Below are 21,601 nucleotides of genomic sequence, written 5' to 3'. Positions count from 1 at the left end.
TAAGGGAAGAAACAGGTTGGCACGCAAGACGTCCGCACAAAATCGGCGTCCAGCCCATACGCTGGCCCGCCGCCGCGAAATTCTCGATATCACTCGGCAGATCATCACTGAAAACGGTTTCGAAAACATTCGGATGCGCGAACTGGCGAAGCGTTGTGGGGTTGCTGTAACCACGCTTTACAACCACTTCGGAAGCCGTGATGAATTGATCGCTGCCGTGCTGGAAAACGACTTTCGCGGCCTTTACGGACCGCTTTCGCAAAAGACGGCCGATCTGCCGCCGGACCGCAAGTTCATCAGCCGCGTCGTTTACGCCTGTGACAATATCCTGGCGATGAGCGATTACACGGCGACTGTCCTGACATTCTATTTCCGTCCCAAGGTTGACCCGATCCTGCGTTCGGTCGTCCATGACTATGTCGCCGGAGACTTTGCAGGCATTGCGCAGGCAATCGCTGAGCTTGGCGAATTGCAGGACTGGGTTGAACCCGCCGATTTCGGAAGCGATGTCGTCACACAGCTTTACGCAATCGTCATTATCTGGCTGCAGGGATACATGCTCCCGTCCGCGTTGCATCCGCGTTTGCTGCGCGCAGGCGCCACGGCGTTTGCCGGTGTTTCCAAAGGTAAGACGCGCGAAGCGTTCGAAAGGATAGCGGCCGATCCGCTTTCTGCCATTCATGACGCAGCCACCGCTTCGGCGCCCGCGATACGGCCGTAAGTGATGCAATTGGCTATCGCATAGCCGCTACCGACATAGTTTCGCCCAAACACATTGCCGACAGTTTCGCCAGCGGCGAACAGACCGGGTATGGGAGTCCCCGCTTCACTCAGAACGCGCGCTCGTTCGTCGATACATAGCCCTGCCCCGGTTACCACCAGGATCGCAGGTCGCACCTCCGCCGCATAAAAATCCGCATCCCTGACTGCGACGAGATTTTGTGCCATTTTGCCGAAATCATCATCGTGCCCGGCATCCGCCAACTTGTTGTAGTGCGCAATTCCGGCTTCCAACCCCGCCGGATTGACACCGGCTTTTTCCGCAAGCTCGGCCAAGCTGCCCGCCCGGTGGACCTTGCCTTCAGCGATCTGGCGTTCGAGCGTTTCAGTTATCCAACTTAGCGTAATGGTGCCGTTGGCAAGAGCTTCCAGCACGCGGGGGTGCGGACGGGCATGTTCACGCAGCATCGCAGCATCGAAGATCACCCAGCCCCTGCTGCCATCCTGCCGCTCCAACCCTTCGGCAATTTCCCAGTATCCGCCATCCTCGGCGACGAAACGTTGCCCATGGCAATTGACCAGCACACCCCATTCCGGCCCGATCACTTCGAAATCGCGATGAAAACCCGGCGTCATCAGCAGAAGACCGCTATCGGCGCCGCCCAGTTTTGCACCGACTTCCTCGCCCATGAGCAGTCCGTCGCCACGGTTCGACGGCCACCCCACGTGCCAAACCCAGTCACTGCTTCCCCGCGTCTTCGGCAGGAAACGTTGCACGAGTTCCGGGTTCGCGCCGATCCCCCCTGTCGCGATCACGACCGCGCGGGCATGGATTACCTCTCCGTCCACCAATGCCCCGGTCACCCGACCGGCAGCGTCGCAGACAAGCTGTTCCACCCGGCTTTTCAACGCAATGTCCACGTGGCGCTGATACAGCGCATTGTCCAATCGTTCAGCGACAGCCATGCCGAAGCCCACGGGTTCATGCGCCCGCGGCACTGTGCGACCGCTGGGCGAGGACAGTCTTTCCTCGGGGTATTCAACCCCCAGGGCCTCCAACCACGCCAGCGAGTTCGCCGCTTCGGCGCAAAGGCGCCGGATCACCGGCTCCGGTGCATCCGGATTGATCGCCATGACATCGCGAAACATAGCCTCAGGCCCATCATCGATACCCAAAGCACGCTGCTGACGCGAACCTCCCGCAAACAGCAACCCACCTGCAAGAGCGGTCGAGCCGCCCAGCCGATCACTGGCTTCGATCAGACACACGCTGGCACCAGTATCCGCTGCGGTAATTGCGGCAGCCATGCCTGCACCGCCGCCGCCGATAACCATCACATCGTACATTTGCTCAGACATCGGAGACCTCGTCTCGCGCGGCACTTCGGCCAGCAGTCACGCCAAAGATCAACGCAGCCCCCAAGGTGCATCCGGGCCCAAAGTAGCTCGGCCCACTGAACGCCGCAGTCACGTTGCCTGCCGCGTAGAGTCCCGCAATCGGGTGACCATCCCTTCCAAGCACCCGCGCAGCGGGATCGAACAGCGGCCCGCCGCATGTGCCGATGGTCGCAGGGATCATTTCAACCGCGTAGAACGGCGGCTTCTCGATAGTCCCAAGATTTGGGTGGCCGGGATTATCCCTGTCCCCGAAGAAAGCGGCGTACCCGCCTCCCCCCCTGCCGAACGCATCGTCATGCCCACGCATGACAGCCGCATTGTATTCAGCCACGGTCTGCTCAAGGTCTGCAGCCGATATCCCCTTTGCCTCGGCCAACGATGCGAGATCGGGATGGCCTGTAAGCCAGGACGGATCTTTTTGCCCCGGCATGACCGGCCCGAATGGATATTTCTCGCGGAACTGCCCATCGAACACATGAAAGGCTGGAAGATTGGGATAGTCACCTGCCGCATCACGGCGCGTCATATGCTTGAGAATGATGTGGTATGATTGCGTTTCGTCAACGAAGCGCTGGCCCTGACCGTTCACGCAGATCAAATGAGGCATAAGCCTTTCGATCAGTGAGGTACGCACCAGCGGATGCCCATCGGGCTGCACTTCACCCGGAATGCAGTAGGCTGGCCAGCCCCAAAGCCCTTGCATATTGCCAAGCGCGGCATCGACTTGCCGGGCCATGGCCAAGCCATCTCCTCGATTGGTTGGAACGGTTGCCGGCTCAATCCCGACCGGGAAGTTCTCTTCCATATCGGCGGCGTTCCATTCGAACCCGCCGGTAGCAAGCACGACCCCGCGCCGGGCCAAAAAAGAGAGCCTACCATGATCGGTTTCAGCTTCGACACCGTGAACGCGACCGTTGGCGAGAAGACGCCGAGCACGCGTCTGCGGGTGTAACGCGATCCCGCGTTCTACTACTCCAGCGAACAAACCCGCAGCCAATGCTTCACCCCAGCCGACCAGACCTTTTTCGAGCCTTGCACTGTACTCGGACGGATCGATCCGCTCTGGATGGATCGTGGCTTTCATCTCTTCGGTTTCAAGAAAGCTGAATGGCATCGTGCCATGAGGGGAACGGCGGGCGAGAGGACGGGCTTCTCCGAGACGGTTCAGATCAAACACATCGGGCGCAACGGACCGGCTCTTGCCCAGATCCAGCATGCCGCCAGGCACGCCACCGTGATAGTCCGGCATCGTCCCGACCGTGAAGTCGATCGGTGTCGCCTTGCTGAGATAATCGAGCGCTTCCGGCCCCGCGTCGAGATACGCAGCGAAGAGCGTCTCGTCCCCCCTGCCCTCCGCACAATGGCGCATATAGCCGAGCACAGAATCCCGGTCGTCGTCGATCCCGGCATCGCGGGCGAACCCATTGAGCGGCACCCAAGCCGCACCGCCAGACCACGCCGCGGTTCCGCCAAAACAATCGCTCGCTTCCAGCAGGGCAACTTTGGCGCCGCTGTCATGCGCCGCAATCGCGGCGGCTAGTCCAGCGGCCCCTGCACCGATGACAACGACGTCGGCCTCATGCTCCGGTGCACGTTCCATGGAGCGCCCCCTCAGTAGCGGTAGGACAACTGCAATTGCACTTCACGGAAGGGCTGCAGCGTGAACAGGGCATCATTTGTGAAGCCACGAATGGCACCAAACGAGGCGATGGCTTGATTGGTCAGGTTGCGCCCGATCAGCGCGACCTTCCAGGGGCCGGTTTCGACTCCCACATTGGCGTCGAGCCGGAAGAAATCATCCTGCACCAGTTCCGGGTTGAGGGTCGGTTCAACATAGTAGCGGCCCGAATAGTTGAGCGTCGCGCCAACCTGAAACGTCACGTCGTTGCCGATCGGCTGTTCGTAGTTCGTGCCAAGAGAGAATGTCCAACGTGGCGCTCTGGGCAGCGGACGGCCCGAAAGATCCTGCGTGAAATCGCTCAACTGACAACCGTCAGCGGCGGTTTGCGCGTTATAGCATTGCCCGCGTGTCTTACGCGTTTCCCCGATATTGTAGTTGGCAAAGCCCCTGAACGAGAGACCTGTTGTCGGATACCAGTCCAGCTCCGCCTCGATCCCCTTCGTGATGGAATTGCCCACGTTACCGGTGATGAATGAGGCAGTCGCAGGTTGATAAATGCTGACCTGCAAATTGGAGTAGCGATAGGAATAGGCCGTCAAGTTGGCCTGGACTTTCCCCCCGGCAAGCGTGCTGCGAATGCCAGCCTCAAACCCCTTGGCCGTTTCGCTGTCGAACGTGAAGTCGGCTGGTGACAGTCCTGCGCTAGGCGTACCCCCATGCGAAAACCCGCCGGGCAGAAAGCCGGTACGGTATGCACCATAGATCATTAGATTGTTGTTGGGTTTATAAGACAGTGTCACCTGCGGCGACCATCGATCATCGCGGAACTTGTCCTCAAGAACCGTACCTTCGGGCAGGAAGAAGAATGTCTGCCCCGGATTCACGTAAGTCAGTGTATAGCGTGAATCCTTCCGCTCCTTCGAATAACGCGCGCCAGCAGCCAGTTCGAGACCCTGCGCCATATTGAAAGTCACTTCGCCGAAGGCGGACCAACCGTCCCCTTTCTGTTTGGAAAAGTGATCCTGACTGATGTTGCGGCCATCAGCCGGGTCGGGTGGCGGCAGGAGCAACTGATTCAGGTTCGCATAACGAAATCTGCTGTGCTGGTAATTTGCCCCGACCAGGAAATTGAATGGGCCGTCGAAATCGCTCGCCACCCGCAATTCCTGGTAGAGTGCCTTGTTGCTTTCATCGTCGGCAGCAGTGATCAGCCCACCGGACGCAATCAGCCCCGTCGCATACCCGTAATCGTAATCGCTATATGCGCTGATCGATGTGACTGTGACGCCGTCGCCTTCGTATGCCAGCTTAAGCGAAGCACTGACAGCTTCCAGCTCCGAATATGGTCCACCAATGTCTGTTCCCGGCGCGGCCAGATCGACATTGACCGTGCGATTGAGCTTGCAGTCATCCTGAACGGGATATGGTTCCAGCCCGATCATACCAGGCATACCCGTGACAACGTAGGGATTGGCCACACCCGGCCCCTTACAGTTGAAGAGTTGGCTGTAGACCCCGATCCCGTCGTCTCGCCGGCGGGCGTATTGCAATTTCACTGTTGCGTTGAACCGGGATGTTACATCCCAATCGAGTGTAAGCCGGGCAGCCTGTTCTTCCGCGCCACCAAAATGCTTGCTGGGATTGCTGAAGGACGTGTTCTTGTATGCTCCTTTTGAATCGGACAGCCGGAAAGCAAGCCGGGCACCCAGCGTTTCTGTCAAAGGACCGGAAAGGAACCCTTCCCCGTAAAACTCCTTGCCGGCGAATTCATATCCCACCGTGGCACCGGCCTCGAACTTGTCGGATGGACCGGCCGTAGTGATGTTTATGGCTCCTGCCACCGCACTGCGGCCAAAGTACAGCGCTTGCGGGCCCTTGAGAATTTCAATCTGGGCCATGTCCATGAAGCCAAGGTTGGCCCACCGACTTCTGTCATAGAACACGCCATCAATGACGATACCAACGGTTTGATCGAACCCGGTATTGGTCGAGTCCGAGCTGACGCCGCGAATGGAGAGCGTTGTCGTAATGCCGGTATTCGCTATCACGACACCGCCACCCGCAAGGCTGGCCGCATCAGTAAGCGAACTAAGGTTATTGTTTTCCAGAGCCGACGCGTCGAGCGCTGCAATGGCTATCGGAGCATCCTGAAGGCTCTCTGCCCGCTTGCGGGCCGTGACGACAATCAGCCCGGGGATGTCCTCACTCTCGACGCCCCGCGCAACACCCTCTTCCGGTTCCGCACCGTCGCTTTGGCTGTCGAACGGCGAAGTCGCTGCTTCCGAAGCTATCGCAGAAGTTGCGCTAAGCCCCGAAACAACCGCCAAGACCGCAATGCCCGCACCGGACAAAAGAATGCCTTTCACCATCGCTCGCCTCCCCATCCTTGTCATTCCAACTCTCAGTTGGAACATGTTTCAATATCTATCAAATTGAAACATGTTCCAAAAGTCCCTTTCTGAAGGCACCCCAGCCACACATACGAGCCAGGCAATTCCTCCAAACATGGTATATATATACAGTATTATCAGTTGTTTATTGCCGAGAGAGAATCACCCCGGATTGGGCCACTTCAATCGAACTGATAGTTAGAATGAAACATGTTCTGGTTTGGAAATAGGTGATTCGAATGTCAGGTACCCCCTCAACCTTGAGGGGGAGGCTGACAGACGACGATGGCTATCATTCATCCGAATTCTCAATTCGGGCGAACCGAACGCCGCCCGGAGTTCTTCATATCTCGCGGGACAGTGGAGAGATCGCCGCATGAATACACTCAGTCACATCACCTTCGATCTGACGCCCGGCTCAGCACAATATCCGCTAGACGCGTGGTACGTGGCGGCCACTTCCGTAGAAGTCGGCAACACGCCATTGCATCGCCGCCTTCTCGACAAGCCCGTCGTCCTTTATCGCACGCGCGATAACCTACCTGTGGCCCTATTCGACCGCTGCCCGCACCGGGGTTACCCCCTGTCGGCCGGCATATTGGTGGGCGATAATATCCAGTGCGGTTATCACGGGTTGGAATTCAGTCCTGGCGGCGGGTGCGAACTTATCCCCTCCGGCGGACAAACGCCGGCCGGCATGAAGGTCCGCTCGTATCCTGTCGCCGATGCATGGGGCTGGGTCTGGATCTGGATGGGCGATCCGCACAAAGCCGATCGAGAGAAAATCCCGGACCTCGGCATATACGGGTTCGGTAGGGAAGGCTGGTTTGTAGAAACTGCAGCAACCTTCGAGCTCAGGGCCAACTACCTGCTTCCGTTCGAAAACCTGCTGGATGCCACTCACATCACCTTTCTGCATAATGGCCAGATCGACACCGGCGAGGTTGCGGGCAAGCCGTTGGAAATGGTGGTGGAGAAGGAACGAATCCTCGTCATCCGCCGGATCGAAAACGAGCTGCAAAGTCCGCTGACCATGCGCACCTTCGCCTTTAACGGCGACAGGGCTCATCGCACCATCACGGCAGAGGCCGTGCCGCCGAACCTGTGTGGGATCAAGGTGGAACTGGAGCCGGTCGAAAAGTCGGCCGTAGAGCGGCAGATAAACCAGCTCGTCGTCGCCATAACCCCGCAGGATCGCACAAATACCCTGCAATTCACTGCCGTTGCGCAGACCTTTCCATTCGTGAATCCCAGGTGGCGGGAGGAATTGCGGGATCTTCTGAATGAAGACGTTGCAGCGATGGAAAAAATCCAGGCGCTTCACGACAGTATCCCGCGTGAAGAGGCCGTGGAATTCGGAATTCACGCGGACAAGGGGGCCTACCGTGCCCGTTCCATGATCGCACGTATGCTGAGGGACGAGACAACTTCTCCGTCGGCGACAGGGGAGCAAAACGCATGATGCTGAAAAAGTTTTTGGGACAAACGCCGTCTGCGGACCAACTTGTCGAGCGTACGCAGAACCTTATTCCACGCATCAAGCCATACGCCGATCGCATCGAACAGGAACGCAGCGTCCCCCCCGAAGTGATCGAGATGATCGCCGAAGCCGGCCTGTTCCGCATCCTCCAGCCCTCCCGCTGGGGTGGCTACGAAATGTCGCCCCGCGTTTTCGGGAAGGTTCAGACCGCACTGGCCAGAGCGGACATGTCGGTTGGTTGGGTCTATGGCGTCCTCGGGGTCCACAATTTCCAGATGGGGCTATTCGACGACAGGGCCGCGCAGGATGTCTGGGGTATCGATGACAGTGTGCGGATTGCATCGACATTCCAACCGGGCGGAATCGCGACGCCGGTGGACGGCGGTTATGCCTTTTCCGGTCAGTGGAAATTCGCAAGCGGTTGCGATCACGCCGACTGGGTTTTCCTCGGCGGGCAACTGGGCGGAGAATTTCTCACCTGCTTGTTACCCAAAGAGCAATATGAGATCGTCGACACTTGGCATGTCGCCGGCCTGAAAGGCACTGGCAGCAAGGATATTCGAGTGGCCGGGGTCGTCATCCCCGAACATCGGGTACATCGCAGTTCGGACGGTTTTCGTTGCGACAGCCCCGGCAACAAGGTCAATACCGGCCCATTGTACAGGTTGCCGTTTCACCAGGTCTTCATCCGCGCCATCACCAACAGCGCAATCGGGGCGCTATACGGCATGATGGATGCCTTTGAAGATTACGCAGCGGCCCGCGTCGGGGTCGTTTCAGGGGCCACCGTCAAGGATCCTGACGCACTGCTCGCACTGGGTCGTGCAGTCGCACTTGTCGACGAGCTTGAGGCAGTCCGCGATCGCAATTTTCAGATTTTGGAAAACTACGCGAAGGACGGGGCCGTTCCGCCTTTCCCACAGCGACTGGCGTTCAAGTACCAGGCCGCTTCGGTAACGGACCGCTGTCTTGAGGCAGCACGGTTGCTGTTCCAGGCGACGGGTGGAACGGGACTGTTCGACCAACAACCCTTCGGCCGGATTCTGGCGGATCTGACAGCCGCCCGGCAACATGCGGCTGCCCAGGAAAAACTGACTGCCCGCAGTCTCGGCGCACTAACGCTAAAACAGGATATTCAGGAATGGTACTTGTGAATGCTGCCCCGCCCTTGCCCGGCACTGAACAATTGCATTAAAACGTGTTCCATCGTGAATGCACCATGCCTCCGGTGAGGGACAAGGGCATCGCGAGGGAGAGAGAAGTTGGACGACGTGGACCGGTTCCATGACGCCGTGATGGCAATCTACGACGCTGCGGCAGGCGGACAGCCGTGGGAAGATGCTCTCGCGCACTTGCTGGTTCCTTTGCATGCCAAAGCCGTCATCCTGGAATATCAACCTGTCGAACGGGGTGAGACCGAACACTTCATTGGCGCCGGCGTTCGCACGCAACCGCGCGATATCACCGCGTGGCAAACACGGGGTATCAACCAGCGAATTGATCTCGCCCTCCGTCCAGGGCAGATCTTGCGCATCAACGACTTTTCCCAGCGCAGTTGCCCCCCTGACTTCGTTTCCCTATTGGGCCGCTACCGCGTCGCGCGCAGCATGTCCGCCTGTATCGGTATGCAGAATGGCACCAGTTTCTATCTTCATGCCACCCGGCATTCGAAAGACCCGCCTTTCGCGACTACCGACGAAGCTCTGCTCACCCGGATTTCAAAGCACTTGCGGAGTGCCTTCAAAATCAGCGCGCGAATGGAACAACTCGACAATATCGGGCGTCTGAATGCCGACATCTCACACGGGACCGGGATAGGAATCGTGTTGATCGATCCGAATGGATATGCGTACCCGATAAATGGTAACGCGACCGAAATTCTTGCCGGCAATGACACCATTTCGATCAGGAATGACCGGCTGACAATCGGCGATCCCATGTGGGACCGGGAACTGCAAAGCCTGATCACACAAGCCCTGACATTGCCCTCCGATCCACGAGGCAGCGCAATGACCGGTGCCATGCGGATCGATTCCGCCACGGAAACAGACAACTGGCGAATCATCGTCAAAGCCGTGTCATTGCGCGATCAGCCAGTGAAACCACTTTCACGTTGCGCTGTGGTCTACCTTCTCGAATCCCAACACCATTATGACTGCCCTCAGCGAAGCATCAGGCAGGGGTTCGGTCTGACCGCAAAAGAGACGGAAATCGTTTGCCTGGTCTTAAACGGCGCGGAATTCGACACCGTACGGGAACAGCTCAATATCGGCTACTCGACCTTACGGTTTCACCTCGGCTCCATCTACGAAAAGCTCGGTGTCCGCACGAAAACAGAGTTGATCCGGCTGTTGGCACTAATCGGCCCAGTCTTTTTCTCAGCCTCGCGAACGGATTTGCCAGCCCCCTTCCCCCTGCAAGACAGCACCTTACCTCGTACAAAAAACCGAGCAGCAACACCGCTTCATTGACCTTGCGCTTCCATAGGCCACCCCGGAGGACTGATCCGATGCCGCGAAGATCAGAGGCCAAGAACACACGCTGCCCGTGTAACTAAAGAAGGCCAAGGCTTGTTATTCCCAATCCATTTATGCCACATGGTGCAAAATTGGAGAGGTGATAGTGATCAAGCCGCTTTTTGCCCTGTTGGCGTGTACCGCTTTGATAATTCCTGAAGTGGTCAGGGCAGAGGTGCCCGAACTGCGACCGGATCAGGCAGAATTTCGCGCCATTTATCAGACACTGGTAGAAACTGACACGTCCTATCCCGACGGGGATTGCACATTGGCGGCCGAACGGATGCTGGCGCGGTTACGCGCGGCGAATTTCGGGCCTGAGGATGCCGAAGTGTTCATGCCAGAAGGGCACCCGAAGGAAGGCGGTCTGATCGCTCGCCTGCCGGGCAGCGACCCGTCAGCGGGCGCGATGCTGCTGGTCGATCATATCGACGTAGTTGAAGCCAAGGCCGATGATTGGGGCCGAGATCCGTTTCGCCTTGTCGAACAGGATGGCAAGTTCATTGCCAGAGGCGTCATCGATGACAAGGCCCTGTCCGCGATTTGGCTCGACAGCCTGATCCGGATGAAGAAAGAGGGATTTCAACCGCGCCGGACAGTCAAGATTGCGCTGACCTGCGGTGAGGAAAGCAGTCCCTGGCAAAACGGGGTCGAATGGTTGATCCACAATCGGCCGGACGCGGTCGCTGCCGACTTTGCCTTGAACGAAGGTGGCTATGGACAGGCCGATGCAGAGGGCAAACCTGTCGCACTGTACCTGGCAGTGGGGGAAAAGCAGGCAGTGGATTTCACTGTCGAAAGCCGCAATCCAGGCGGGCACAGTTCACGCCCGAGGCCCGATAACGCGATCAATGATCTGGCCCAGGCCCTGTTGAATATCAACGCGGCACCTTTCCCTGTCCAGGCCAGCTCGACAACCAGGGCCTATTTCGAGCGAATGGCACCGATTGTGGGCGGCGAAATGGGTGCGAGCATGGCCGCCTTCGCGCGAAATCCCGACAATGCCGGAGCAGCTGCGGTACTGGCCGCCAATGTCACCTACAATGCCATGCTGCGAACCACATGCGTTGTGACGGTCATCAATGGCGGCGGCGCGACCAATGCCCTGCCGCAAAGCGCCAAGGCGACGATCCAGTGCCGGCTCTTGCCGGGTGATCGCATCGGCGATGTCCAGAACCATCTGGCGCAAGCCATCGTGGGGACCAACGTGACACTTTCCTTGGCGCCCGGACAGGAAACGGACATCGTTGCTGTGGCTCCCGACCTCGATCCCGACATTCTGGGCCCAGCCGAGGCAATTGCGCGGCAGTTCTATCCCGGCATTCCTGTAGTGCCATCCCTGCTGACAGCCGGGACTGACGGAAAATATCTGAGCGCCAATGGCGTGCCGACCTATGGTGTGCCGGGCATCCTGCTGGATGGCGATGGAAATGGGGCCCACGGAATTAACGAGAATATCCGGGTCGACAGCGTGTATCGCGGGCGTGACTATATCTATGCACTGATCCGGCGCTACGCTGGCGGTGAATAGACCCAGAGTTACTCGGCTTTCAGCGCCTGACGTTGTAAGTTCGGATACGACAATATTGCGGACGCTTTACAACTATAAATTGGGTTCGAACTCGTTCCGCTCCATTGGGCACAACCTACACGGGCGCAGCTTTCCGACGTTGCGCCACCTTACGGTTTGATCGCGACTTCGTCGAACTCGTGAAGTCTGGCTCCGTAGATAGAGCACCCCTGCTGCTTGAGACCCGCCATCTCCCCTTCTTCCCGATCGAACTGTGTTTCCTACCCCGCTCAATTCCGAAAAGTGGAGCGGAGACCATGCACTGTGATCAAAGCCAGAGAAAAGGTGGTTCGGGCGGATATGCTAAGGATCGGAGAACTGGCGCACAGTCAGTCTGCCCGCAACTTGTTTCAGATGGTCGCAAATTGCCCCTCACCCCAGTTTGCTCTGGCTATATCTCCGAGCATATCAATCATCGGCGCTCTTTTTCGTCGATCCGCGCAAGACTGACGGCAAATCCGCATCGTTCCCAGGAGTCGAGCATGAATTCCTGATATCGCTCGAACCGGCCACCAAGGTGCCGGTCGATTTCTGCTTGTGTATAATCAAGCCCATGGATGCAGCCATAACCGTCGGCGGCGGCTTTCTCCATCGCGACATCTCCGTCATCCACGCCAAAGAAAACATTCATTACGCCTTCGCCTCTGGAAGCGAGGAATTGCGATACTGCGCTGTTCGTTTCGTGCCCCGGAAGCGGCGCGCGCAGTTCTATTCCCGCATCCCATGCAATTGCGACACGGATACCAAACGGCTCGCCGGTCCAGTCAGCATCCACGAAAGTTGCCCCCAACAGGTCGCAATACTGCCGCTTCGCCCGCTCGATGTCATGCACCACAATCAGAACGCGGTTCACGCCTCTCAGCCCCATGGCTGCTCTCCTGCAATTGGCCGGTAAATCACGTCAGATCGCGCGTGCGACCTGCGCGGCGGAGCGTATCGCGCCTTCGATATAGCCAATGCCGGTGCAATCACCGATGGCGTGGATGGCAAACCCCGCGCGTTCCAGCGAGTGGGCCAGCCCGAGTTCGCCCCGTGCGCCCTTGGCCACGATCACGTGATCAGCCGGCATTTGAACCGTCACACCCTGGGGATCGCGAGCCGCGACATGATCGGATTCGATAGCGATCTCCGTATGACCCGGACGGAGGGTGACACCCAGATTCTGCAATTCGTCGAACACCCGCCACCTGCGTACGATGGTCAGCCCGCGTCCGAAGTGACTGTTTTCGTCGATCACGGCTATTTTGCGACCGCGTTCGGCAAGGAATTCGGCCAGCTCCAGTCCGACCAGATCACCCCCAACAATGACGATGCGCTTGCCCAAGGGAAGCCACGACTTGCTGGCTTCACGAATGAAGCCGGGATCACGTGTGAGGCCGGTCATAGCGCTGGCTTTCGCCGCAAGGCGGGTTGCAAGGCCCATCTTGTCGCGCAAACCATCCATATCCTCACCCATCACGAGACGGCGCAGATCGTCACCACCCAGCACATGGGGAAGATGCGTACCGGGAATATCAGGCAGATCCCTGCGCGCGCCCGTGGCAACAATCACGGCATCGGGCATCAATGAACGTACGAGATCTTCCGTTGCCTCCGTCTTGAGCCGGACGTCGACCTTCGAGTCGTCGATCCCGCGCCGCAGCCAATCGAGAATCCGCTCGTTGGGCGCATAGGCAATAGAAGCGAATTGCAGTGTCCCGCCAAGCCGATTGCCCTGTTCGAGCAAGGTTGTTGCATGGCCCCGCGCGTCCAGCCTGCGCGCCGCCTCCATGCCCGCAGGCCCACCCCCGATAACGAGAACCCTCTTCGGTGTTTCAGTTCGGGTCAGCCACCCTTCTTCTTCGAACCCGGTTTGGGGATTGACGGCGCACCGTGCCGTCTGCCTTTCGTAGATCGCGCTGATGCAAGTGTAGCAATAAATGCAGGGCAGGATGTCTTGTTCGCGCCCGGCCAAAAGCTTGTTTGGCAGTGCCGGATCGGCCAGAAGCTTGCGCCCCATGGCAATGAAGTCCGCCTCGTTCCTGGCGATGACCTTGTCCCCCAGATCCGGTTCGATCCGCCCCGAAAGGATGACAGGTATGTTCACGGCCGCCTTGATCGCGGCTGCCTTGTCGGCATTCAATCCGGGCGTTTGAGGCGTGTGCGAGCCGGAATGAAGCGCTCCCACACGCGGATCGTGATAGGCGGTGGTGGTGATGGCGTCCGCCCCTGCAGCTTCCACCATTCGGGCTGTGGCGATGGCATCGTCCAGCGTAATTCCGCCTTTGCGTCCGTATTCGACGGCGTCGATCTTGCACCATAGTGCCGTATCCGGCCCCACGGCGGACCGCACCGCGCGTACGGTGTCCACCAGCAGACGGGCACGGTTCTCCAGTGAACCGCCATAGACATCGATGCGGCGATTGGTAACGGGCGAGAGAAACGAGGAGAACAGATAACCATGCCCGCCATGGATCTCGAGCCCGTCGGCACCAGCTTCCTTTGCCCGCCGCGCGCCCTGGGCGAACATGGCGATGACCGCATCGATATCCGCCTGTGTCATCTCATGGTAGATCAGCGGCGGCAGGTTGGCGAACCCACCTGCTTCGACTTCTTCGGGAAGGTAGGCTGCGCCAAGCCCGCTGTCTTCCTCCTCCAAGGGAACGGATGGGCACCATGCCGGCTGTCCGGCTGCGGCATTTGCGACCATGCCGCCAAAATGAAGCTGGATGGCAAACTTGGCCCCCGCTTCATGGACTACGTCCGCCACGCGGCGGATACCGGGAATGAAGCGGTCTTCCGAGATAGCCGGCTGGCGCGGCATGTTGTTGCCTAACGGCCAACCCACCCCGACCACGCCCATGGTAACAAGGGCAGTGCCACCTTCTGCTATGCTCCGGTTGAACGCAAGGATGCGGTCCCCGCAACTGCCGTCTTCCTCTGCATAACCGGTGCCCATTGCTGTAAGGAGCAGTCGGTTGCGCAACTCCATTGGACCAATGTGCCCAGGTGCAAGCAAGTGGGGGTGAGATGTGGGCATAAAGAAAGTTCCTCGCTGGGCTCAGTGGTCGAGGGGAACGTCGAATGGAATGAAGAGGTGGGCCGAAGCATTGCCGATGCCCGTCACGCCTTCACGTCGTTCTGCAAAGCGCCATTCACCGTCGGCACGGACGAAGCGATCGTCGTAAGTGCCAATGAAGATCGCCTCGACCTTGCGGGGCTCAGTCTCCTGGAACACGGTGAAATAGCTGCGACTGCGGGCTGCATCCGGTCCGTCGAACCAGATCTGGGCATTCGTGCAGACATGTCGGGTTCGGGGGGTGCCGCCGGGTGGATAGACCTTTACCGCGCTACGCAGCAGGTCACCGAAACCGCCATGCCCGGCCTGCACACTCGGGCGATCCGATCCCGGCATGTAAACGTCGGCCTGTCGGAACATGGCATCCACCCGGTCGAAGTCGCCGTGATCGATGGCATCGCTATAGGCGTGGAGCAGATTCAGCACAGCGATATGATCGCTCGCGGATGGCTCGTAGGCAGGTGCGCCGGGCATCAGTACGACACCTTCAGTTCGATGCCCCAAGTGCGAGGCTCCGCATAGTTCGCATAGGCAAAGCCCAGCGAGCCGAAATCGACGCCCCACTGCTGGTGCGCCTCGTTCGTCACGTTTTTCACCCATCCTGCAATGGACAGCTTGCCACCGGCCATCTCTATGTCCGAGAGAGTCAAGCGTGCGTCGAGCAGCCCGACCGGCCCATCGGAGATGTCTTCGTGGTAAGGATTAACCAGTGCGGTGGTCGTGTAATAAACGCGTGTTCGATAGGAATAATCGAGGCGCGCGGTCAATTCGCCGAATGACAGCGGCGTTCGATACTCTGCCGAGGCAGCCAGCGTCGTGCTGGCAGAGCCAAAGAAGCGTGCGCTGTCCGAAATGTCCACCAACTCGTCCGTCGCCGGATCCAGCAAGTCGAATTCGAGGAACTTGCGGTCGATATAGCCGAAGTTCGCCGTCAGGGTCAGCTCATCCGTCACCGCCGCGGCAGCCTCCGCCTCAACTCCGATATAGCGGGCATGGCCTGCGTTCACGACATTTGAGATTGTCCCACCGGAACCGGCGAGGAACTGGGAACGCTGGATATCCTTGAGATCGGTATAGAAGACCGCAGTGTTGAATCTCAGGCGGCGATCGAACAGCTCGGACTTGATGCCCACTTCGTAAGACGTGAGGTTCTCTGGTTCGAATCCGTCGTTGGCCGCACGCGCGCTAAAACCGCCAGCCTTGTACCCGGTCGCCACGCGGGCATAGGCCATAATGTCGTCATTGACCTTGTAATCTGCCGATACAGCCCAGTTCACCTTGTCGAACGAGCGGTCGAGCTGGCGCACAAACGGCACCGTCTGGTCGAGGTGTTTGTCGTCCCTGGTGTAGCGCAGTCCAGCTGTCAGGCTCAGACGGTCGGTTAGATGCCCGGTAACCTGGCCGAACAGTGCGCGGGAACGTGACTTGTGGCGATAGACGGTATCGGTCGCGAGATTGACCCCGAACGAATTCACGAACACGCCAGGGGCTGCTTCGATGGGTGCGCCGCTGGGCAGGATAAGCGTGAAGTTCGTCGGGTTCGCATCGTGCACGACTTCGCGGAAATAGTAGGCACCAAGCACGAAATCGACGCTGGATCCGATGTTGCCCAACAGGTTCACTTCCTGCGTGAACTGCTTCTGACTGCGATCGAACGAAAGGTTAAAGAGGCTGATAGGCTGGACACCGAGCGGTACGAACGGTCCGCCCGCCAGAATGCCGGGATCGACTACCAGACCGACGAGGCCGCCGTTGCCGTCCTGGTCGCTGACGACGGTATTTTTCCATGTCCGATAACCGGTAAGCGAACGCAGTGTCAGGCTGTCCGAAAGGTCCAGTTCGGCAACGAAGTTGTGACCGGTGATCTTGTCGCGGACGGGGCCGTCCGTGTCGGCGCGCTGGGTCGACATGCGCTTACGCGAAATTTGCGGCGCCTCGCCGCCCAGTGAGGAAGACGCTTCGATATAGGCGAGGATGTCCGGACGCGCGGCGATCAACTGCACGGGGATGCTCACGCCCCGGCGGTCGTTATAGTCGAATGCGTAATCGAGGCGCAGCGGACCGCCATGATCGTATCGGACAGCGATGCGAAACGCATCAGTGTTGTAGGCACCGGGGTCGCCGCTATCGGATCGCAGAACATTGTCGACATAGCCGTCACGCTGCTTGTGAAGGTATGTCGCCCGCGCCCTGAGGCCGGTATCGCCCCATTCGCCGGTGTCGATGGTGGTCTTGGACTGGATGAAGTCGAAGCGGCCATATGACAGTGACTGTTCGACGGAGAATGTGTCGCCAGGCTTCTTGGAAATGAGATTGACCGCACCACCGGTCGTGTTGCGGCCATAGAGCGTACCTTGCGGCCCGCGCAGCACTTCGATCCGTTCGAGGTCGACGAGATCGAACGCCGCACCGGATGTCCGGCCCAAAACGACGCCATCGACATATATCCCCACCGGGCTGTCTGCGGTCAGGACCGTATCGGATTCACCGATACCGCGAATGAACAGGGCCACGTTCGCGGTTGCCGCGCCGGTCATTCCGACGACCAGATTGGGCGCAATCGAGGTAAGGCTCGAAACGTCGGCAATGCCCCGCTGTTCGATCATCTCGCTGGTGATGGCGCTGACCGCGAGCGGAGTTTGCTGCAGATTTTCGCTGCGTTTCTGAGCGGTGACGACGATTTCCGACAGGCCGCCAGCCTCGCTTGCCGGTGCCTCCTGTGCAGCGGCCCGCGAAGCCAGTGCCGTGGCAAGGGCAATCGCGGACGCCAGGCAAACGCGATGAAATGCTGAACGCATGATGGTTTCCTCTCCTCCCGGCGCGCCGCGATTGTCCGCAGTCACGCAATATTGTGATGGACAGCATAATCGGCTTGCGCCCATTCTCCTGGGAGGGTGTAATTGCTCAAAAGGGGGGCAGAAATGCTCGAATCGAACAGCACGTGAAAAGCTCAATTCGAGAAACGCGGCGTCAAACAGTTCCGTTGGACGCAGTTTCCGCGCTGATCGAAGCGCTTGATGCTATCGATGGCGATGTTGGCAAAGCACTCGCTTCGGCCGGATTGTCGACCTGCCGCCAGCTAATTGAAGAGGGCGGACAAGGAGAAGTAACGCGTGTCGCATTTGCGAGGCTCGCGCAGGATTGCGTGCTTGCCTTCCACTATCATGCGTGTCGCCGCGATGCGTTGAAACCCCACCCGGTGCGCAATTTCCGGCTGATGTGTATTGCTTTGCTTGCCTGTCCCGATCTCAAGACCGCGATAGAAGTGGCAGGGCAATTCCAGCACATGGCGTTCGACGGGCATGGCAGGCTTGACCTCGAAGTGGACGGCAATACCGCCACTCTAGTGCTCGATACCCGCATCAAGGGGCGCGGCGTCGGCGACATGCTGGTGATCATGTTCGGACTTGCATCGTTCCACCGCATGTTTGGCTGGCTGACGCACGAGGAAATCCGCCTCGATAGCGTAATGCTCAACTTCCCGGCTGCGAACGAGCGTCTCGCATTCAACGATCTGCTCCAGATGGAGCCGGAATTCGACCGGGCATTCAACGGCTTCCAGTTCCCCGCTTATTACCTCGAACGACCGGTGGTGCGCACATATGACGAGCTGTCGACTCTGTTCACACTTTTCCCATTCGATCTTCTGCCGCCCGGATATGACAGCCAAAGCCTGAAAGAGCGCGCGGCAGCCGCAACGTCGGCGGCCTTATCCCGAGCAGAAAAGCCACCCAGCCTCGCGCAGTTGGCCACGATGTTTGGCCTAACCACCGCAACCTTCCGGCGCCGGCTCACCGAAGAGGGTAGTTCATTGACCACAATACGCCACGATTGCCGGAGCCTACTGGCAATGCGACTTTTGGTGGAATCCAAACTGACGGTGAAGGAAATTGCCTATCGCGTGCAATTCAGCGACGTGGCGGCCTTTCGCCGGGCCTTCCGCAACTGGACAGGGCAATCACCCAACACCTATCGCCAAACCGGCATCAGCCCTCGGCAATAGGCCTTAGTTCGTTGCTCCGGGAACTGTAGAGCGCCTCATCTGTGTTTAGTCTGCCAGGACATCCCTGGATGGCGCCGTCTTCGGATGGCAAGATGGCAGAAACCACTTACAGCGCCATCATCGCTGATCGAAACATTCGGCCTGTTATTCACCGACGATCAAGAGCGCCGCAAAAAATGAGCATACCCGGTTGCCGCACGGCCAGAATCTGCCTTGGTGGTCAAACGACAGGATCGCCGACCGTAACTGTGCCTGGCACGGCCACATCACAATAAACACTCATCAACTGGCGCATTTCGCGCACGATCGTCCGGGTAATCGCAGTGTTTTTGGCTATGCCACCCGGCTGCTCGGCCGCAATGATAGTACATCGCGGACATTCCATGACAACGTTGAATGCCACCTTGCCCAAGAGCAAAGTCCTGCCGACCCATTCACGCTCGCGCACATGGTCGGAAGCACCGCCATCGTCGATCAAAAAGTTGGGGCGGAAGCGCCGGACATCGAGATGCATGCCGCCCATCTGCCGCTCGAGGAAGCGGATTGACGATGTGGTGAGGATGTCGATCGGAAATGCGTCGAAGTAGGTCCCCCTGGGCGCGCCCAGCTCGCTCAGTTCGCGCATCAGATGCGGAGGCAGGCGGCTCATGTCCGGCAGGGGCTCCCCTTCTTGCAGGCCGAAGAGCATCCGGATCTCACTGTCCATGCTACCGGTGACGAGAGCCTCCTGTCCTTGACGCAGGTGTTCCACCTCATCGTCAGGCATTCGCGGCCACAGCGTCAGATGCTTGCCAATCGCGTCGGACAGGCGCTGGTTGACGCGGGTGTCGTCCGAGTTAACGCGGCTGCCATCTGGCAGCGTGATCTCCACATGCGGCACAAGCCCGGCGTCCGTACCCGGCAGATACCGGGCGGAACACAGGAGAAGGCGTGGGATGTAGCGCGCGCTGCGAATGGCCCCCGCTTTCTCATCCCGCACGGCCCATCCCCGATCGAACTGGATTCCACGAACACCCACATTGGCCTGAGCCAGTTGCTCACCACCCATCGATTTTACCGGATAGCGCCAAATCTGCTCGACGGTGAGTTGATCAGTCACAGAACCACCTTTTCCTCAATACTATATAATTACTTAAATTTCTTTATAATAATTATATTTTATACACATTGTTAAATAATAAAACCTATTTTATAACATGCATATTCAGCATTAATTGGTCAATGATTGTTTGTGAACATCGGTGTTCATGATTATTTCTTTATATTCATGATAATCTCCCATAGCTCTGCGATCTCAATTGAAGCCGCTTTCCCGCCGGTCGTGGACTTGTAATACTGAATTGGCGTTCATGACGGCGGTTGCAGGAGAACAAAACGATGTCAGAAACTGCCCCTTATCCCGCGTTCGCGTCTGCTGTCCGGGTGGACAACCTCGTGTTCTGTTCTGGCCAGATTGGCTTGGAAAAGGATGGAACCGTACCCCTGGATCCCGAGCGGCAGTTCCGCCTGGCTTTCGAGAGCGTTGGTGCGGTTTTGGCACAATTCGGATGTACGGCCGAAAATATAGTAGAGTTGACAACCTTCCACGTCGGTTTCCCTTCACACATGGAAGAATTTGCGTCAGCACGCTCCGCTTTTCTGGATGGGGAGAAGTCAGCATGGACAGCCATCGGCGTTGCTGCACTCGGCTATCCGGACTCGATCGTGGAAATCAAGGCTGTCGCCAAAGCGGTTGACTGAACAGTGCGAACCGCCGAAGCGTAAGCGAACATGTTCGACTGGGACGACCTGCGCTATTATCTTGTAGCAGCTCAAGCCGGGACTATCACGGCGGCGGCGGATATCCTCGGCGTGAGCCGCATGACCGTCACTCGCCGTGTAGAGTCACTTGAACGCAGCCTCAACTTGACACTGCACGAGCGGACCGCTTGGGGGCCAGGCAGCACGGATGCAGGTCGCCTTGTCCTGGCTTGCGCGCGCGATGTTGAGACGCGTGTCGCAGAACTGATGCAAGCGCTTGCTATCGAAACGAGCAATAACAGTCATGTCCGATTGAGCATTCCGGCAGAAATTGACGTTGACATTGTCGACATCAGCAACGCGATTTCCCAACAAATACCTCTGATAAAGCTAGAGTTCGTCCGCTCGTCTCGTCCGGACGAGGATCTTCGGCAGCGCCGTTCGCTTGTGGGCCTATGTGTCTCCGACGAGCTCCCCGCGCATTTGCATGGGCGAGCGATTGGCTCGTTGATTTTCACACCGTATCGAAGCGCTGAATATGTCACCGCCCCTGATGACGGTGACTGTTGGATTGGTTACGGTCGCGATCTCGATCACTGCCTACCTGCGCAGTGGATGCTTAGCCACGTCGATGCTTCCCGCTTAGCTCTCCGGGTCAACTGGGCGGATGACCTTCTTGAAGCAGTGCGTCGGGGGACCGGGATCGGCTATCTACAGGAAAATGCCCGTGGGGTGGCAGACTTGGTACCAGTTGATGCTGGGCCGAAGTTCCACTGCAAGCTCTGGCTTTGCATGCACGAGGATGTGCCTCCTTCACCGATGCTTCGCATGTTCTTGGCGCTCGTCCGAGCATACTTTGAAAAGTCGATTTCGATGCCACGATGACGGCCTGTCTCCATTCGAGGCATCGACTGCATTCTCAACGCACTCATCAGGCAACGGGGCTCGATCAGTGAGACTGAGCGGCGAGCGTACGTCTGTCTACCAACGAGGTGGCTTTCCATGACGCTTCAGCCCCTTTTCATGAACGGGAAAGCCACACATTTGTATCGTTTCATCATGACGTAGCTCTCGAGGACCTCACCCTTGTGATCGACGGCGCGCC

At 58.4% G+C, this 21,601-nt stretch carries 16 protein-coding genes; 8 read left to right on the top strand and 8 right to left on the bottom strand.

The genetic code is table 11. From position 1 onward, the window contains the following. The first annotated feature begins 16 nt into the window (after positions 1-16). Positions 17-721, top strand: a complete 705-nt coding sequence (locus MB02_RS11840) for a TetR/AcrR family transcriptional regulator (RefSeq protein WP_067537575.1) — start codon at positions 17-19, stop codon at positions 719-721. Here the strand turns inward: MB02_RS11840 and MB02_RS11835 are convergent. Genes MB02_RS11835 through MB02_RS11825 form a run of 3 tightly spaced genes read right to left on the bottom strand, consistent with a single transcriptional unit; the run spans position 679 to position 6,108 of the window. After that, positions 679-2,079, bottom strand: a complete 1,401-nt coding sequence (locus MB02_RS11835) for an FAD-dependent oxidoreductase (RefSeq protein ID WP_067537572.1) — start codon at positions 2,077-2,079, stop codon at positions 679-681. The two genes, MB02_RS11840 and MB02_RS11835, sit on opposite strands and share 43 nt — an antisense overlap. Then, on the bottom strand, positions 2,072-3,718 hold the full coding sequence (locus tag MB02_RS11830) for an FAD-dependent oxidoreductase (RefSeq protein WP_067537570.1): 1,647 nt from the start codon (positions 3,716-3,718) through the stop codon (positions 2,072-2,074). The genes MB02_RS11835 and MB02_RS11830 overlap by 8 nt, the downstream gene beginning before the upstream one ends. 11 nt (positions 3,719-3,729) lie before the next feature. Then, positions 3,730-6,108, bottom strand: a complete 2,379-nt coding sequence (locus MB02_RS11825) for a TonB-dependent receptor (RefSeq protein ID WP_067537568.1) — start codon at positions 6,106-6,108, stop codon at positions 3,730-3,732. Positions 6,109-6,505: 397 nt separating this feature from the next. On the opposite strand from MB02_RS11825, the gene MB02_RS11820 reads away from it, so the two are divergent. From MB02_RS11820 to MB02_RS11805, 4 genes are all read left to right on the top strand, one after another. Then, positions 6,506-7,591 (top strand): aromatic ring-hydroxylating dioxygenase subunit alpha, encoded by a 1,086-nt coding sequence (locus tag MB02_RS11820; RefSeq protein WP_082826153.1) that lies wholly within the window; start codon positions 6,506-6,508, stop codon positions 7,589-7,591. Continuing rightward, the gene (locus MB02_RS11815; protein WP_082826152.1) at positions 7,588-8,763 is read left to right on the top strand and encodes an acyl-CoA dehydrogenase family protein; all 1,176 of its coding nucleotides are present in this window, start codon (positions 7,588-7,590) and stop codon (positions 8,761-8,763) included. Before MB02_RS11820 ends, MB02_RS11815 begins: the two co-directional genes overlap by 4 nt. A gap of 117 nt (positions 8,764-8,880) precedes the next feature. Next, the gene (locus tag MB02_RS11810) at positions 8,881-10,080 is read left to right on the top strand and encodes a helix-turn-helix transcriptional regulator (protein WP_235829507.1); all 1,200 of its coding nucleotides are present in this window, start codon (positions 8,881-8,883) and stop codon (positions 10,078-10,080) included. A gap of 151 nt (positions 10,081-10,231) precedes the next feature. Next, entirely contained in the window at positions 10,232-11,656 is a 1,425-nt protein-coding gene (locus MB02_RS11805) for a M20/M25/M40 family metallo-hydrolase (protein ID WP_235829495.1), read from the top strand. A gap of 451 nt (positions 11,657-12,107) precedes the next feature. On the opposite strand, the gene MB02_RS11800 is transcribed toward MB02_RS11805, so the two are convergent. Genes MB02_RS11800 through MB02_RS11785 form a run of 4 tightly spaced genes read right to left on the bottom strand, consistent with a single transcriptional unit; the run spans position 12,108 to position 17,551 of the window. Then, a complete protein-coding gene (locus MB02_RS11800; protein WP_067537559.1) occupies positions 12,108-12,563 on the bottom strand; it encodes a VOC family protein in 456 nt (151 codons plus the stop codon). A gap of 33 nt (positions 12,564-12,596) precedes the next feature. Further along, a complete protein-coding gene (locus MB02_RS11795; RefSeq protein ID WP_067537557.1) occupies positions 12,597-14,714 on the bottom strand; it encodes an oxidoreductase in 2,118 nt (705 codons plus the stop codon). A 21-nt stretch (positions 14,715-14,735) separates the two neighbouring features. Beyond that, the gene (locus MB02_RS11790; protein ID WP_067537555.1) at positions 14,736-15,227 is read right to left on the bottom strand and encodes a nuclear transport factor 2 family protein; all 492 of its coding nucleotides are present in this window, start codon (positions 15,225-15,227) and stop codon (positions 14,736-14,738) included. Then, the gene (locus tag MB02_RS11785) at positions 15,227-17,551 is read right to left on the bottom strand and encodes a TonB-dependent receptor (RefSeq protein WP_067538000.1); all 2,325 of its coding nucleotides are present in this window, start codon (positions 17,549-17,551) and stop codon (positions 15,227-15,229) included. The genes MB02_RS11790 and MB02_RS11785 overlap by 1 nt, the downstream gene beginning before the upstream one ends. A gap of 185 nt (positions 17,552-17,736) precedes the next feature. Between MB02_RS11785 and MB02_RS11780 the strand changes: the two genes are divergently transcribed. Further along, the gene (locus tag MB02_RS11780; protein ID WP_067537552.1) at positions 17,737-18,756 is read left to right on the top strand and encodes a helix-turn-helix transcriptional regulator; all 1,020 of its coding nucleotides are present in this window, start codon (positions 17,737-17,739) and stop codon (positions 18,754-18,756) included. Between the two features lie 220 nt (positions 18,757-18,976). Here MB02_RS11780 and MB02_RS11775 read toward each other — a convergent pair whose 3' ends face one another. Beyond that, positions 18,977-19,855 (bottom strand): MOSC domain-containing protein, encoded by an 879-nt coding sequence (locus MB02_RS11775; protein ID WP_067537550.1) that lies wholly within the window; start codon positions 19,853-19,855, stop codon positions 18,977-18,979. A 278-nt stretch (positions 19,856-20,133) separates the two neighbouring features. Here MB02_RS11775 and MB02_RS11770 point away from each other — a divergent pair, with 278 nt between their 5' ends. Together MB02_RS11770 and MB02_RS11765 are read left to right on the top strand one after the other, a co-directional pair. Then, positions 20,134-20,496, top strand: a complete 363-nt coding sequence (locus MB02_RS11770; RefSeq protein ID WP_067537547.1) for a RidA family protein — start codon at positions 20,134-20,136, stop codon at positions 20,494-20,496. A 30-nt stretch (positions 20,497-20,526) separates the two neighbouring features. Beyond that, positions 20,527-21,381 carry a LysR family transcriptional regulator gene (locus tag MB02_RS11765; protein WP_067537545.1) on the top strand — a complete coding sequence of 285 codons (855 nt, stop codon included), beginning with the start codon at positions 20,527-20,529 and terminating at the stop codon, positions 21,379-21,381. Positions 21,382-21,601 lie beyond the last annotated feature (220 nt).

Source organism: Croceicoccus estronivorus (assembly GCF_001625325.1).
Classification (GTDB): domain Bacteria; phylum Pseudomonadota; class Alphaproteobacteria; order Sphingomonadales; family Sphingomonadaceae; genus Caenibius; species Caenibius estronivorus.
This window is presented reverse-complemented; position numbering and strand designations above follow the sequence as displayed.